The following is a 14,205-nucleotide window of genomic DNA, read 5'->3' on the forward strand; positions in this document are numbered from 1 at the left end:
GTAAGGCTCGGCCCTGCGGGCGCCAATTCAATTCTTTTGTAGGCGTCTTTACTGCTTTCGACTTGCTTTCGCCCGCACCCGCGCAGTTGCCCGCGCGGGCTGCCAGGGCCCTGGCTCAGCGGCGGAAGCCGCCATGGAAGCCGCCGCCGCGGAAACCACCGGCACGGCCGCCAAAGCCGCCAAAGCCGCCACCACCGCCGCGCCCCTGCCATTGCTGGGCCGTGCCCTGGAAGCGCTGCTGGCCTACCTCGCGCGCCTGGCGCTGCTGCTCCAGGCGTGTGGTGGCGTCGTTGCCGGACTGCACCGGCTGCCAGCCGCTGGGGGTGTGCTTCTGCCAGCCGTCGTCGGTGTGCTGGTACACCGAGCCGTCGTGGCCGGCATACACGTTGCCGTTGTTCCACACCACCGCATTGTTCTTGTCCGGATTGGCGACAAAACCACGGCTGCCGGCAGTGTGCTGGCCGGTCTGCGTATTGCCGGCAATGCCCGCTTCGGCCGCGCCGACGCGGCCGGTCTGCGCGTTGTAGCCCGCCGCCTGGCGGCCGGCGGCATAGTTGCCGGTGTAGGTGTTGCCGGCCACGCCGCCGCGCGCCGCGCCCTCGCGCCCGGTCGACGGATTGGCGAACGAGCCCTGGCGGCCCGCCGCATAGTTGCCGGAATAGGGATTGAACGCCGCACCGCGGCTGCCCTGGTAGCGCGCCCCGGTGGCCGGGTTGTAGCCGGCGCCGGCGGTGCCGCGCCATTCGGTGCCGGTCCAGGCGTTCCAGCCCTGGGCGTGGGTCACGGTGCCCTGGCCCCAGCGGCCGTAGAAATTGGCCTGGTTCACGTTGACGTAGTTCCAGTTGTACGCCCCGCCCCACCAATAAGGGCCCCAGTACGGCGACGCCGCCCCCCAGAACGCGCCCGCGGCGAAGCCGAAGGCAAAGCCCTCGGCCATGCCGATGCCAAAGCCGGCGCCGTAGCCATAGGTGGCCGGGTAGCCGTAGTAGACCGCGCCCACATAGGGCGGATAGACATAGCCGGTGCCGTACACGACCGTGCCGTCGGCGCTGACCACCACGCCCATATAGCCAGGGGTGTAGCCCACCACCACGGTCTCCGGCGCGACCGAGTAGATGCGCACGTAGGTCACGTAGTAGACCGGCGAAGTCGGCGGGATGGTGTAGATCGCCGACGGCACCTCGGTGGCCACATGCCACGGGCCGGACGGCGCCGGCGCCGTGAACCAGACGCCGTTGGCGACCGCGTAGTAGTGGCTGCTGTCGACCTCGATCACCGGGGTGCCGCTGTTGACCGCGTAGCTGAGCGAAGTGCCGGTGATCGGCGTGAAGCGCGGCGCGCCGTCATACTCCACCGCCAGGCTGGCCTTGCTGCGCGACACCGTGGCGGTCTGCGGGATGGCCGCGGCGATCTCGGCCTCACGTGCCTGCGGCGTGCCGGGCACCGAGACCAGCACATTGGCCTTGGGGTCGGTCGCCGGGATTCTGGCGAAGTCTGCCGGCAGCTGGCTGCCGGGCACGTACTCCCACGGCCCGGTCAGCATCGGCGCGCGGAACCAGCGGCCCGAGACCAGCACGTAATACTGGTTGGCGGCCGGATCGACAAAGACCGCATGGTCGGCGTTTGACATCGTCAGCAGGCCGACGCCGCTGACCGGCGTCATCTGCGGCGCGCCGCTGGTCATGACCAGCTCGGTCGGCTGCGTGGCAAAGAGAATCGCCGGCGCCCTGGCCGGCCGCTTGCCGTCGGCCGGCAGCATCGAATCGGGCTTCATGCCGGCCGCCGCCTTGGTGGCCGCGCTCTCCAGCGCCTTGGGCACGGTCGTCATCACTTCCCAGGCGCCGCCGGCCGATTCGGAGCGATACCAGTAGCCGGCCGCCTTCAGGTGCAGCTCGCCACCGGATTCGCGCAGCAGCAGCGCGCGGCTGTTCAGCGCCCGTTCGTACTGCGTGCCCGGCACGGCGCGCCAGGCCGGCTCGCCGTCGACCAGCACCAGCAGTGTCGGCGTGGTGGCAAAAAGGATCTGGGGCACGTCGTTGCGCACCGCCACGCGGCCAGCCTTGGCCAGTTGCTGCGATACCGCGTAGCTGGCCTGCAGCTGGTCCAGCGGCACCGTCAGCCCGTTGGCCGGCAGGCGCGACACCAGCGCCTGGCGCACCCGGTCGGCGGCGTCGGGCCGGGTCGGGACTTCGACGCTGTCCACCGTGATCCGGGTCAGCTGCACCAGCCCGGAGGGCTTGTCGATATCGCCGGTGGCCGAGAAATGCACCACACCGTAGGTCGGCGAACCCGATTTCTCGCCCACCGCCACCGCCGCGCGCCCGGACAGCCGGTTGCCGTCCCAGGTCTCGATCTGGGGCTGGTACAGCTCCACATGATCGGTGGCGGCGTCAAAATTGCGCGGCCAACTCAGGGCAGCCGCGGTTGGCCTGGACGGCGTGGCGGCCTGCGGGCTGAGCGGGGCGAATGCAAGCCACGCCGCGGCGATCAGGGCGCTGGTCTGCTTCAGGCGAAAAGACATGGGTTTCTCCGGGAGGAAGCTGCCTGCGCCGGCGGGCCGGCACCGCGGGCACGATGCTGCACAACAGGCGGCCCATCCCGCGAATCTAAATTAGGCCGCAAAGGCGAACAATCTGATTTGAAAACATTCAGGATCTGCCAGAAAAAAGACAGATCAGCCGGCCTCGACAGCGGCCTTCGTACAAGAAGGAGTCGGGGCGGCGCGCCGCCATGTCAAGCCGCGACGCGCCGTTGCGACACGCGCAGGCGAGGCGGGTGTGCATCTTGCTTGGCCTGATGCCACCCCATCGCCCCTTGAAGCCGCCCCCCGCGGCCTCATCTTGAAAGACTCCCCCCTGGCCCCGCCCTCATGCCTCCACGCACCACCATCCTGACCGCCGCCCTCGTGACAGCCCTGCTGCACGGCTATATCGGGCTGCGCCTGCTGCCGGCGATGCCGGTGCCGATGGCGGTCAAGGCATTGGCCGTCGCCTGGCTGGCCCTGTCCTGCGCCCTGCTGCCGGCCGGGCTGCTGGCGCGGCGCGTCAGCCAGCCCTGGTCGGACCTGGTTTCGTGGATCGGCATGCTGGCAATGGGATTCTTCTCATCCCTGCTGGTGCTGACGCTGGTACGCGACGTGGCACTGGCCGCCGCCTGGCCGGCGGAACGGCTCCTCGGCTGGCACGCGCCCGGCCTGTCCGCGGGCAGTGCCGCGGCGGTGCCGCTGCTGGCGCTGCTGGTCACGCTGGCCGGCTATATCAATGCCCGCCGGCTGGCACGCGTGGTCGAAGTCGACGTGCCCGTGGCCGGCCTGCCTGACGCCCTGCACGGTTTCACCATCGCCCAGATCAGCGATATCCATGTCGGGCCCACCATCAAGCGGCCCTACCTCGACCGCATCGTCGACCGCGTCAACAGCCTGCAGGCCGACGCCGTCGCCATCACCGGCGACCTGGTCGACGGCACCGTGCGCGAACTGTCCGCCCACACCGCGCCGCTGGCCCGGCTGCAGGCGCGCCACGGCACCTACTTCGTCACCGGCAACCATGAGTACTACTCCGGCGCGGAACCGTGGATCATTGAGCTGCGCCGCCTGGGCGTGCGCGTGCTGATGAACGAACACGTGGTGCTGCAGCACGACGGCGACGCGCTGGTACTCGGCGGCGTGACCGACTACTCCGCCGGCCGCTTCCACGAAAGCCACCGCAGCGACCCGCACCGCGCCATCGCCGGCGCCCCGGCACACGCCGGCGCGCGCGTGCTGCTGGCCCACCAGCCACGCACCGCTGCCGCCGCGGCGGAAGCAGGTTTCGACCTGCAGTTGTCCGGCCATACCCACGGCGGCCAGTTCTGGCCGTGGAACCTGTTCGTGCCGATGCAGCAGCCATACACCGCCGGACTGGTGCGGCATGGCTCGCTGTGGATTTATATCAGCCGTGGCACCGGGTATTGGGGGCCGCCGAAGCGGTTTGGGGCGCCGTCGGAGATTACGCGGGTGAGGCTGGTGAAAGCGGGCTAAGAGATTGCCGTAGAAGGCCGAAGAATAGTCGCAGGCATGGTGCAGCAAAAAGCCCCGACTCAAATTGAGCGGGGCTTTTTGTTTTGGCGACGGTCAGTGCTGCTTTCCTTGCAAGTCCATCGCACTGAATGCCTTTTGTGCAAAGTCTGTGATTTGTCGTTTGCACGAAAGCGCGAACGACGAATTAACTCCGCTACACAACGCTCACCGCACAATCGGCTTATACCGAATCCGCTTGGGCTTGGCCCCTTCCTCACCCAGCCGCCGCTTCTTGTCCGCCTCATATTCCTGGTAGTTGCCCGGGAAGAACTCCACATGCGAGTCCCCCTCGAACGCCAGGATATGCGTAGCAATCCGGTCCAGGAACCAGCGATCGTGCGAGATCACCATCACGCAGCCCGCGAATTCCAGCAGCGCGTCTTCCAGCGCCCGCAGCGTTTCCACGTCAAGGTCGTTGGACGGCTCATCCAGCAGCAGCACATTGCCGCCGGCGATCAGGGTCTTGGCCATGTGCAGGCGGCCGCGTTCGCCGCCCGACAGCGTGCCGACCTGCTTCTGCTGGTCGCCACCCTTGAAGTTGAAGCGGCCTATATAGGCGCGCGACGGCGTTTCGTACCTGCCCACCGTCAGGATGTCGGAGCCGCCCGAGATCTCTTCGAACACGGTCTTGGTGCCGTCGAGCGCGTCGCGGCTCTGGTCGACAAAGGCCATCTTCACGGTCGGCCCGATCTTGATCTCGCCGCTGTCGGGCTGTTCCTTGCCGGTCAGCATGCGGAAGAAGGTCGACTTGCCGGCGCCGTTCGGGCCGATGATGCCGACGATGGCGCCCGGCGGCACCTTGAAGCTGAGGTTGTCGATCAGCAGGCGGTCGCCGTAGCCCTTGCTCACGCCTTCGAACTCGATCACCTCGTTGCCCAGGCGCTCACCCACCGGGATGAAGATTTCCTGGGTTTCGTTGCGCTTCTGGTAGTCCTGGCTGTTGAGCTCGTCAAAGCGGGCCAGACGTGCCTTGGACTTGGCCTGGCGGCCCTTCGGGTTCTGGCGCACCCACTCCAGTTCCTTGTGCAGCGCCTTCTGGCGGGCCGATTCGCTGGCCTCTTCCTGCTTCAGGCGCGCTTCCTTCTGGTCCAGCCACGAGCTGTAGTTGCCCTTCCAGGGAATGCCCTGGCCGCGGTCCAGTTCCAGGATCCATTCGGCAGCGTTGTCGAGGAAGTAGCGGTCGTGGGTCACGGCCACCACGGTGCCCGGGAAGCGCGTCAGGAATTGTTCCAGCCATTCCACCGATTCCGCATCCAGGTGGTTGGTCGGCTCGTCCAGCAGCAGCATGTCGGGGCGCGACAGCAAGAGGCGGCACAGCGCCACGCGGCGCTTTTCACCGCCGGAGAGATGCTCGATCCTGGCGTCCCACGGCGGCAGGCGCAGCGCGTCGGCGGCGATTTCCAGCTGCAGTTCGACGTTGTTGCCATCGCTGGCGGCCAGGATGGCTTCGTACTTGGCCTGGTCGGCGGCCAGCGCGTCGAAGTCGGCGTCCGGCTCGGCATAGGCCGCGTAGATCTCGTCAAGCTTCTTGCGCGCCTCGAACACGCCGCCCAGCGCCTCTTCCACCGACTCGCGCACGGTCTGCTCGGGGTTGAGCTGCGGTTCCTGCGGCAGGTAGCCGATGTTCAGGTTGGGCATCGGCGTGGCTTCGCCCTCGATTTCCTTGTCGAGGCCGGCCATGATCTTGAGTACCGTGGACTTTCCCGAGCCGTTCAGGCCCAGCACGCCGATCTTGGCGCCGGGGAAGAACGACAGCGAGATGTCCTTCAGGATGTGACGCTTGGGCGGGACGATCTTGCCCACGCGGTTCATGGTGAAAACGTACTGTGCCATGGGTGCGTGTTGGAGGGTTGTTCGGGAATGGCGGGAGTGTATCAGGCAGGCGCGGCGCGCTGAGGCGCTCCTGCTCGATTCCGCCCTGGCCGGTACAATGACAGGTTCGATTTTTCGCCGATTTCCCGAGCCATCGCCATGAGCAAACCCGCCCTGACCCTGAAGTTCAAGTGCAAGAAGTGCACCAAACCCGTCACGCTGTACCTGCAGAAGACGTCGGCCTGCTCGCACATCACCCCGTACCAGGGCTTCTGCAAGTGCGGCGAGATGATGCGCCACGCCACCGGCGACAAGGACGCAGTCGAGTCCTTCGTCAACTCGCTGGACAACAGCTGGATGCACCACCATCACCACCACCACTGAGCAGGCCACTGCCGTGAGTGAAATCTGGCGCCCCGCCGGCAAGGACCCGACGCGCTTCCTGGGCGGCTACCCGCCCGGCGTGCTGGAGCAGGTGCGCGAGCTGATCGCCGCCGGCCGGCTCGGGGACCATATCGCCCGGCGCTACCCCGGGCGCCATACCGTGCAGACCGACCGCGCGCTGTACGAGTACACCACGGACATCAAGCAGGAGTATCTGCGCAGCGCGCCGCCGCTGCACAAGGTCGGCTTCGATGCGCGCCTCGATTCGGCCCAGCGTGCGCTGGGCCTGCACACCGCGATCTCGCGCGTGCAGGGCGGCAAGCTCAAGGCAAAGAAGGAAATCCGCGTGGCGTCGCTATTCAAAGAGGCGCCGCCGGAATTCCTGCGCATGATCGTCGTGCACGAGCTCGCCCACCTGAAGCAGAGCGATCACGACAAGGCCTTCTACCGGCTCTGTGAACACATGGAGCCGCGCTACCACCAGCTGGAATTCGACACCCGCCTGTGGCTGGCGTGGCGCGAACTGGACAAGGCGGGGACGGCGGCCGCCCCCGCCCCGGCAATTACTCAGTCGCAGGCGTAGCGCGAGCTGCCGTCCAGGTTGGCCGGCATCACCAGCGTGCGCAGGTTCGCTGCCCTGGCCGCGGCACACAGCGCATTGCGCTGGGACACGGTCTTGTACCTCGACTTGTACTCAATGTTGAAGACCGCCTTGCCCTGGCCGGTGAACGCCGAATAGGCGCCGCACTCCTGGTACTGGAAACACTGCTCGTTGACGGCGAAATCAAAGTCCGCCGCCAGCTGCCCGACCTGGTCGATATCATTTTTCAGGCCGATGGCAAGGCCGCGCGCATGCGCCTCGGTCGCCAGGAAGCGGTTGTAGTCCAGCTGCGTGTCGGCCGTCAGCGGCAGACCCGTGCTGTTGGTATAGCCGTCGACATTGTCCGCATCCACGCCATCGCAGCGCTTGGACACGGCCAGGTTCATGCGCGCCTGCATGATCCGGCGCACGTTGGCCGAGCGCGTATCCACCCAGCGCTCGCCGGCCCAGCCTGACAGCGGGCTGCCCAGATCGCTCGCGGTGAACTGGCTGTAGTCTGGACGCCAGTCTTCCGCGCTGCCGGCCGAGAAATAGCAGACCACGCGCTGGCCCTTGGCGTGCAGCGCGTCGATGGTGGCCTGCGGCGTGTCGAACAGGTCGAAGTTGTACATCACGACCGGGTAGCTGGTATTGAGCTTGCCGGTGAGCTGGATCTGCCAGGTGTCGGTGATCGCGGGCATCCAGCGCGTGGTTGTGCTGGTGACAGTGGTAGCCGTGGTGCCGTACTTTGTGGCTTCCGTTGCCGTTGCTGCGGCCGGCGACGCCATCTCCGTCGCGTCCCCGTCCCCGCCGCAGCCGCCCAGCGCCATTGACAGCGCAACAGACAGCATGGCCCCCGCCATGGCTGCATATTTGCCGTGCATGATTTCCCCCTTCCTTGTCGTAAACCCCGTTGAAAAGCAATCGGCCCATGTTGTCCCCGCCCTGCAGCGGCGGGCCTGCCGCTGTGGTTTATGCAATGTAGCGGATTGGTACCATGGTTTGGAATGCCCATGCGCCCGTTGTTCGTGCGGCGCAACACATGATGCGCTTGACGCAACGCTGAGGCGCTATGTATAAAGAGCGCGTGGGTAGAAGCGGTCGATTGGACAGCAGCGGTGCAATGCCGCGAGGTTCAACTGGAGATTGCTCACTGACGGAGTGTTTCGTCGGTGGCGCAGTGGTCCAACAGCTCCCCTGACAAAGACTCCCGATAGCAGCATGCAAGGCCGGCCCCGCGGCGTTGTTCGCGCACGCCCGCCGCATGCGTGTCCAACCTAGTCATTGTTAGGGGATCTCCCATGATCATCGACACCAGCTGTTATCCGACCAACCTGGTGGACCTGGCCTGGCGCCACGACGGCGACCCATTCACCGGCGAGCGCCTGATCCAGATGATGGACGGCCCGTTCACCATCAACGGCAAGCCGCGCCGCATCGACAAAGCCTTTATCCAGCCCCCGCAGGGCAATACCATCTACACCTACACCGACGGCGTGAAGTCGGGCAGCGAGTCCATTGACGCGTACATGGCCTACACCGCGGAGATGGTGAAGAAGTACCCGGAGCGCTTTATCGGCTGCTTCGTCTACAACCCGCGCTGCGGCGTCGAGAACGGCGTCAACGCCATGGAGCACTACGTCAGGAAGCTGGGCTTCAAGATGGTCCAGTTCCAGGCCAACATGCATGCCTACCGCCCGGACCGCGCCCTCGACTGGCTGCGCCCGGCGCTGAAGAAATGCGCCGAGCTGGGCGTGCTGGTAAAGCTGCATACCGGCGACGGCCCCTACAGCATCCCGACCGAATGGGTGCCGATGATGAAGGAGTTCCCGACGGTGAACTTCATCATGGCCCACTTCGGCGTGCAGACCGGCGGCGTGTATTGCTTCGAGCCGTTCCAGATGGCCATGGACATGCCCAACGTGTACTGCGAATCGGGCTGGTGCCTGCAGTCGCGCATCGTCGAGTTCGCCAAGGTGCTGCCCAGGCACAAGATCCTGTTCGGTTCCGACACCCCGCCCAACGAGCCCGGCATGTGGCTGCGCCTGCTGGAAGTGCTGTGCTTCGAGCCGCCCCAGGGCCTGAACCTGGATGAAGACACGCTGGAGGACTACCTCGGCAACAACGTCGCCCGGATGATCGGCCTGGAGCCGACGCCGGTCCCGCGCACGCTCGAAGAAGCGAAAGCGCGCCTGGCCGCGTAAGCGCACACAAGCCCGCGCCACCGACAACGGACTCCGGAGCACACAACATGATTATCGATACCCATCTGCACCCGACCAATCTCGTCGACGAAGCCTGGCGCCACACCGGCGAGCCCTTCAACGGCGAGCGCATGCTCAAGATGATGGACGGCCCCTACATGATCAACGGCAAGCCGCGCCGCATCGACATGGGCTTTATCCAGCCGCCCCCGGGCAACACCGGCTACCGCGACGGCAACCGCCGCGGACGCGAAGGCATCCGCGACTACATGGCCTACATCGCGGAGCTCTGCCAGAAGTATCCCGACCGCTTTATCGGCAACTTCACCTTCAACCCGCGCTGGGGCCCGGAAGAAGGCGCGCAGGAGCTGGAATTCCACGTCAAGGAATATGGCTTCAAGATGCTCAAGCTGCATGCCAACATGCACGGCTACCGCCCCGACCGCGCGCTGGACTGGCTGCGCCCGGCGATGAAGGTCTGTGCCAAGTACAACGTGGTGGTGCTGATCCACACCGGCGACGGCCCGTACACGATCCCGACGATGTTCTACCCGATCATCCGCGAGTTCCCGATGGTCAATTTCATCATCGGCCACTTCGGCATCCAGACCGGCGGCAACTACTCGTTCGAGGCCTTCTGGATGGCGATGGACACGCCCAACGTGTATTGCGAATCGGGCTGGTGCTTTCAGTCGCGCATCGTCGAGTTCGCGCGCCAGCTGCCGCGCGACAAGATCGTGTTCGGCACCGACACCCCGCCCAACGAGCCCGGCATGTGGCTGCGCGAGCTGGAGATGCTGTGCGGCCCCGCGCCGCAGGGCATGGACCTGGACGAGGACGGGCTGGAGGACTACATGGGCAACAACATCGCCCGGCTGGTCGGCATCGAGACCACGGCGCCGCCCAAGACGCAGCAAGAGGCACTGGCGCGGCTGAAGGATACGTACGCCAGCACGCGCTGACGTGTAGTCGCTAGCCGCTAGCTGTTCGGCAGGCAGGCACGGCACGGCGGCCGGGAGCATTCCCGGCCGCCGGGGCAGCCTTCGCCCTGGCCAACCCTGACCACAGGAGCCGATCCATGAACTCACCCTCAGCGCCCTTCGCCTCAGCGGCATCGGCGCGCAAGCCCTTCCACGACACCTCGCAGGACTTCCACCAGTTCCTGGCCGCCTACCGCGAGGCCTTTCCCGAAGACGTGCTGCATATCCGCGAGCCGGTCGGCGCCGACCAGGACCCGACCGCGCTGGTGTGGGCGCTGGCCGCGCAGGGCCGCCATCCGGCCTTGCTGTTCGACCATGTCGAAGGACTGGGCACGTCGCTGGCAACCAACCTCTTTGCCTCGCGCGAGCGCGTGGGGCGCATGCTGGGCGGCGTGCCGCCCGCCGGCATCCATGCCGAATACCAGGCCCGCAGCCGCCGCATGGTGGCGCCGCGCGTGCTGGACAGCGGTGCCGTCACCGGCCATGTCGAGACTGAACCTATCGACCTGCGCACGATCCCGGCGATCAAGCACTTCGCCACCGACCGCGGCCCCTACATCACCAACGCGATCCTGATCGCGGAAGACCCCGACACCGGCATCGGCAACGCCAGCTACCACCGCTCGATGCTGCACTCGCCGACCGAGATCGCCACCAGCCTGCATTCGCGCGGGCACCTGTGGCGAATGCAGCAGCGCGCCACCGAACTGGGCCGGCCGCTGCCGGTGGCCATGGTGATCGGCGCGCATCCGCTGTTCATGCTGGCCGGCGCCGCGCGGCTGCCGTTCGGCGTGGACGAGCGCCACGTTGCCGGCGGCCTGTTCGGCGCGCCGCTGGAAGTGGTACGCACGCCGCGCCACGGCATCCTGGTGCCGGCGCATGCCGAGATCGTGCTTGAAGGCGTGATCGATCCCGACGCGCGCGTCGAGGAAGGCCCCTTCGGTGAATTCACCGGCTACTCGTCGGACCGCTCGACCAACAACCTGCTGCGCGTGGAAAGCGTGATGCGCCGCACGGATGCATGGCTGGTCGACGTGGTCGGCGGCAACTCGGCCGAACACCTGAACCTGGGCCGCATCCCGCGCGAATCGGAGATGGTCGAAAAGCTCAGGGAGCGCTTCCCCGGCGTCACCGCCGTGCACTACCCCAGCTCCGGCACGCACTTCCACGCCTACGTGGCGCTGCGCCAGAGCCGCCCCGGCGAGGCGCGCCAGGTGATGCTGGGCCTGCTCGGCTGGGATCCCTACCTCAAGACCGTAGTCGCGGTGGATGAGGACGTCGACATCACCCGCGATGCAGAGGTGCTGTGGGCAATGGCCACGCACCTGCAACCGCACCTGGATGTGGTGATGGTCGACGGACTGCCTGGCAGCGCACTCGACCCCTCGGCATCGGGTGCGGGCACCACGTCACGCATGGGGCTGGACGCCACGCGCGGACCTGCCTTCGACGGTATCCGCGCGCGCATCGACCCTGCCGCGATGGCGCGCGCGGCAGCACTGCTGAAGCGGCTGGAACGTGCGGGTTCCCATATGCCGTAAGGGATAACCCGCTGGAAACGGCGGATTCATCGTTTAACCCGATCGATAAATCCGCCGCACACGTTGTACCCTCCCGCCGCCGCTGTCATGCTGGATTGACAAGACAGGACAGGCGCGGGCTTCGCACGAGAGGATGGCACGACCATCCCACAGAGGAAACGCCGGCGACCTTGGCGACACGTTAGCGCAATGCGCGACCGGCGTGGTACCGACCAAAGGAGACAGCATGAACCCCACCCTGCCTACGCAAGGGAATGCCCCCGCGCATCCCGTCGACGAGGTCCTGCCCCCGCCCCGCCTGCTGGCCCTTGGCCTGCAGCACGTGCTGGTGATGTATGCCGGCGCCATTGCCGTGCCGATGATCATCGGCGGCGCCCTCAAACTGCCCAAGGACCAGGTGGCCTTCCTGATCGCCGCGGACCTGTTCTGCTGCGGCCTGGTGACGATGATCCAGAGCATCGGCATCTGGAAGATCGGCATCCGCCTGCCGGTGATGATGGGCGTCACCTTCACCGCGATCGCGCCGATCATCGCCACCGGCTCCAATCCGTCGCTGGGCCTGCCGGCCGTGTTCGGCGCGGTGATGGTGGCGGGCATCTTCACCTACATGGCCGCGCCCTATGTCGGCAAGATGGTGCGCTGGTTCCCGCCGGTAGTGACTGGCACCGTGGTGCTGGTGATCGGCGTCTCGCTGATGCGCGTCGGCATCAACTGGGCGGCGGGCGGCAACCCGACCATCAACACGGCGGCCGGTCCCGTGCCCAATCCCAACTTCGGCCTGCCGGTGAACATCGCCATCGCCACCGCGGTGCTGTGCACAGTGCTGGCACTGGTGGCCTTTGCCAGGGGTTTCCTGTGCAACGTGGCGGTGCTGATCGGCATTGCGGTGGGCTTCGGGATCGCGCTGTCGCTGGGCAAGGTCAACTTCGAAGGCCTGCACAACGCGCACTGGGTGGAACTCATCACGCCCTTCCACTTCGGCTGGCCCACCTTCGATGCCATGACCGCGGTCACCCTGTGCGTGGTGATGATCGTGATCATGATCGAGGGGGTGGGCCAGTTCCTGGCGCTGGGCGAGATCGTGGGCCGCCCGGTGGGCTGCGACGACCTCGCGCGCGGCCTGCGTGCCGACGGCGTGGGCGCACTGGTGGGGGCGGTGTTCAACACCTTCACCTACACCTCGTACGCGCAGAACGTGGGGCTGGTGCAGGTCACCGGCGTGCGCAGCCGCTGGGTCTGCGCCACCGCCGGCGGCATCCTGATCGTGCTGGGCTGCCTGCCCAAGCTGGCCTTCTTTGCCGCATCGATCCCGCAATACGTGCTGGGCGGCGCCGCGCTGGTGATGTTCGGCATGGTGGCCGCCACCGGCGTGCGCATCCTCGGCCATGTGGACTTTGTCGAGAACAAGAAGAACGCCTATGTCGTCGCCGTCAGCGTGGCGCTGGGCATGATCCCGCTGGTGTCGGACAAGTTCTTCGCGCAGATGCCGGAGCTGCTGGCCAAGTTCTGCCAGAACGGCATCCTGCTCGGCACGCTGACCGCGGTGCTGCTGAACCTGCTGTTCAACGCCCGCTCGCCGGTCCCCCAGGCCCACGGGCTGGCGAAGGAGCCGGCATGACGTAGTTAGGCTGCGTCGGCCAGTTTGGCGCGATAGCGCATCAGCAGATCGCGGAAGGCCTGGGCCGGCGGTGACAGCGACCGGTCCGCGTGCACCAGCAGCGAGATCTCGCGGTGGATCACCGGATCGGTCGGCATCACCGTGGCCAGCCCCAGCGCGGAAGTCAGCCGCGTGACCGCCGCGCTCATCACCGCGATGCCCAGCCCGGCATCCACCATGCCCACCATGGTCAGCGGCAGGAACACCTCGTGCACCCGCTGCAGCGAAATGCCGCGCGCGGCCAGCGCGGTATCCAGGCAGTCGCGGATCGGGTTGCCCTTGTGCGGCCCGATCACGGGCAGGCCCGCCACGTCTTCCCAGCGCAGCGTCTTGCGCCGCCGCAGCGGATGATGCGCCGGCATCACGATCACGAAGGGATCGGACATCAGCCGGTGCGCGCTCAGCTCGGGCTGGCCCTCGGGGATGGTGCCGATGCCGAAATCCACCTCGCCCGAGCTGACCATCTTGGTCACCTCATGCTCGGACACGTCGTGCAGTTCCACCTTCACGCCGGGATGGCTCACGCAGAACTCGCGGATCACGCGCGGCAGCATCAGCGCCGCCTGGATCGACGAGGCCGAGATCGACACGCGCCCGCGCCCCAGCGTGCGCAGCTCGCTGGAGTTCTCGATCACGCTGTCGATATCGGCCACCGCCTTCTTCACCAGCGGCAGCAGCTCCGCGCCCGCCTGCGTGATGTGCAGCTGGCGCGTGTGGCGGTCAAACAGCTTCAGGCCGAGGTTGCCTTCCAGTTCATGGATCAGCGCGCTGACCGATGACTGCGACAGGTCCAGCTTCTCGGCCGCGCGGGTGAAGTGGCGCTCCTGCGCCACGGCGATGAACGCACGCAGCTGGCGCAGCGACACGTTCATGTTGCTGATGTTGGGCACGTTGTCTGCCTCCGGAATGTCGGGGTGCGCTCTTGCTTTGCCAGGTTTGGCCGGCGCGTCTGATTCAGAGGGTAACACGATCAATTAATCCGTTTCCGGG

General features: G+C 66.7%; 11 protein-coding genes. 7 read left to right on the forward strand and 4 right to left on the reverse strand.

Annotation, left to right across the window (positions count from 1 at the left end):
- Positions 1-115: 115 nt before the first annotated feature.
- On the reverse strand, positions 116-2,521 hold the full coding sequence (locus tag AC3WL8_RS10660) for a carbohydrate-binding family V/XII (protein ID WP_492378262.1): 2,406 nt from the start codon (positions 2,519-2,521) through the stop codon (positions 116-118).
- Positions 2,522-2,869: 348 nt separating this feature from the next.
- Between AC3WL8_RS10660 and AC3WL8_RS10665 the strand changes: the two genes are divergently transcribed.
- The gene (locus AC3WL8_RS10665) at positions 2,870-4,018 is read left to right on the forward strand and encodes a metallophosphoesterase (RefSeq protein ID WP_013958152.1); all 1,149 of its coding nucleotides are present in this window, start codon (positions 2,870-2,872) and stop codon (positions 4,016-4,018) included.
- A 204-nt stretch (positions 4,019-4,222) separates the two neighbouring features.
- Here the strand turns inward: AC3WL8_RS10665 and ettA are convergent, their stop codons facing one another.
- Positions 4,223-5,890 carry an energy-dependent translational throttle protein EttA gene (gene ettA / locus AC3WL8_RS10670; RefSeq protein ID WP_013958153.1) on the reverse strand — a complete coding sequence of 556 codons (1,668 nt, stop codon included), beginning with the start codon at positions 5,888-5,890 and terminating at the stop codon, positions 4,223-4,225.
- 138 nt (positions 5,891-6,028) lie between these two features.
- On the opposite strand from ettA, the gene AC3WL8_RS10675 reads away from it, so the two are divergent.
- Together AC3WL8_RS10675 and AC3WL8_RS10680 are read left to right on the forward strand one after the other, a co-directional pair.
- Entirely contained in the window at positions 6,029-6,253 is a 225-nt protein-coding gene (locus AC3WL8_RS10675; RefSeq protein ID WP_010812270.1) for a hypothetical protein, read from the forward strand.
- 13 nt (positions 6,254-6,266) lie between these two features.
- Entirely contained in the window at positions 6,267-6,836 is a 570-nt protein-coding gene (locus AC3WL8_RS10680) for a M48 family metallopeptidase (RefSeq protein ID WP_211980352.1), read from the forward strand.
- On the opposite strand, the gene AC3WL8_RS10685 is transcribed toward AC3WL8_RS10680, so the two are convergent.
- Positions 6,821-7,717: an endo alpha-1,4 polygalactosaminidase gene (locus AC3WL8_RS10685; RefSeq protein WP_013958155.1), complete on the reverse strand. Its 897-nt coding sequence runs from the start codon at positions 7,715-7,717 to the stop codon at positions 6,821-6,823. The genes AC3WL8_RS10680 and AC3WL8_RS10685 overlap by 16 nt on opposite strands.
- A 417-nt stretch (positions 7,718-8,134) precedes the next feature.
- On the opposite strand from AC3WL8_RS10685, the gene AC3WL8_RS10690 reads away from it, so the two are divergent.
- The 4 genes from AC3WL8_RS10690 to AC3WL8_RS10705 all read left to right on the forward strand — a co-directional run bounded on the left by AC3WL8_RS10690 (position 8,135) and on the right by AC3WL8_RS10705 (position 13,176).
- The gene (locus tag AC3WL8_RS10690; protein WP_153955448.1) at positions 8,135-9,037 is read left to right on the forward strand and encodes an amidohydrolase family protein; all 903 of its coding nucleotides are present in this window, start codon (positions 8,135-8,137) and stop codon (positions 9,035-9,037) included.
- Positions 9,038-9,084: 47 nt separating this feature from the next.
- Positions 9,085-9,999, forward strand: a complete 915-nt coding sequence (locus tag AC3WL8_RS10695) for an amidohydrolase family protein (RefSeq protein WP_153955447.1) — start codon at positions 9,085-9,087, stop codon at positions 9,997-9,999.
- Positions 10,000-10,115: 116 nt separating this feature from the next.
- On the forward strand, positions 10,116-11,558 hold the full coding sequence (locus AC3WL8_RS10700) for a UbiD family decarboxylase (RefSeq protein ID WP_153955446.1): 1,443 nt from the start codon (positions 10,116-10,118) through the stop codon (positions 11,556-11,558).
- 226 nt (positions 11,559-11,784) lie between these two features.
- A complete protein-coding gene (locus AC3WL8_RS10705; RefSeq protein ID WP_211980353.1) occupies positions 11,785-13,176 on the forward strand; it encodes a nucleobase:cation symporter-2 family protein in 1,392 nt (463 codons plus the stop codon).
- Between the two features lie 5 nt (positions 13,177-13,181).
- On the opposite strand, the gene AC3WL8_RS10710 is transcribed toward AC3WL8_RS10705, so the two are convergent.
- Positions 13,182-14,105, reverse strand: coding sequence for a LysR family transcriptional regulator (locus AC3WL8_RS10710; protein WP_475681369.1), 924 nt, complete (start codon positions 14,103-14,105; stop codon positions 13,182-13,184).
- Between the last annotated feature and the right edge of the window lie 100 nt (positions 14,106-14,205).

It is taken from the genome of Cupriavidus sp. FW305-F7, assembly GCF_058782875.1.

Coding starts and splice junctions, on each gene's coding strand:
- AC3WL8_RS10660 (WP_492378262.1), bottom strand. CDS start 2,521: ATGTCTTTTCGCCTGAAGCAGACCAGCGCCCTGATCGCCGCGGCGTGG.
- AC3WL8_RS10665 (WP_013958152.1), top strand. CDS start 2,870: ATGCCTCCACGCACCACCATCCTGACCGCCGCCCTCGTGACAGCCCTG.
- ettA (WP_013958153.1), bottom strand. CDS start 5,890: ATGGCACAGTACGTTTTCACCATGAACCGCGTGGGCAAGATCGTCCCG.
- AC3WL8_RS10675 (WP_010812270.1), top strand. CDS start 6,029: ATGAGCAAACCCGCCCTGACCCTGAAGTTCAAGTGCAAGAAGTGCACC.
- AC3WL8_RS10685 (WP_013958155.1), bottom strand. CDS start 7,717: ATGCACGGCAAATATGCAGCCATGGCGGGGGCCATGCTGTCTGTTGCG.
- AC3WL8_RS10690 (WP_153955448.1), top strand. CDS start 8,135: ATGATCATCGACACCAGCTGTTATCCGACCAACCTGGTGGACCTGGCC.
- AC3WL8_RS10695 (WP_153955447.1), top strand. CDS start 9,085: ATGATTATCGATACCCATCTGCACCCGACCAATCTCGTCGACGAAGCC.
- AC3WL8_RS10700 (WP_153955446.1), top strand. CDS start 10,116: ATGAACTCACCCTCAGCGCCCTTCGCCTCAGCGGCATCGGCGCGCAAG.
- AC3WL8_RS10705 (WP_211980353.1), top strand. CDS start 11,785: ATGAACCCCACCCTGCCTACGCAAGGGAATGCCCCCGCGCATCCCGTC.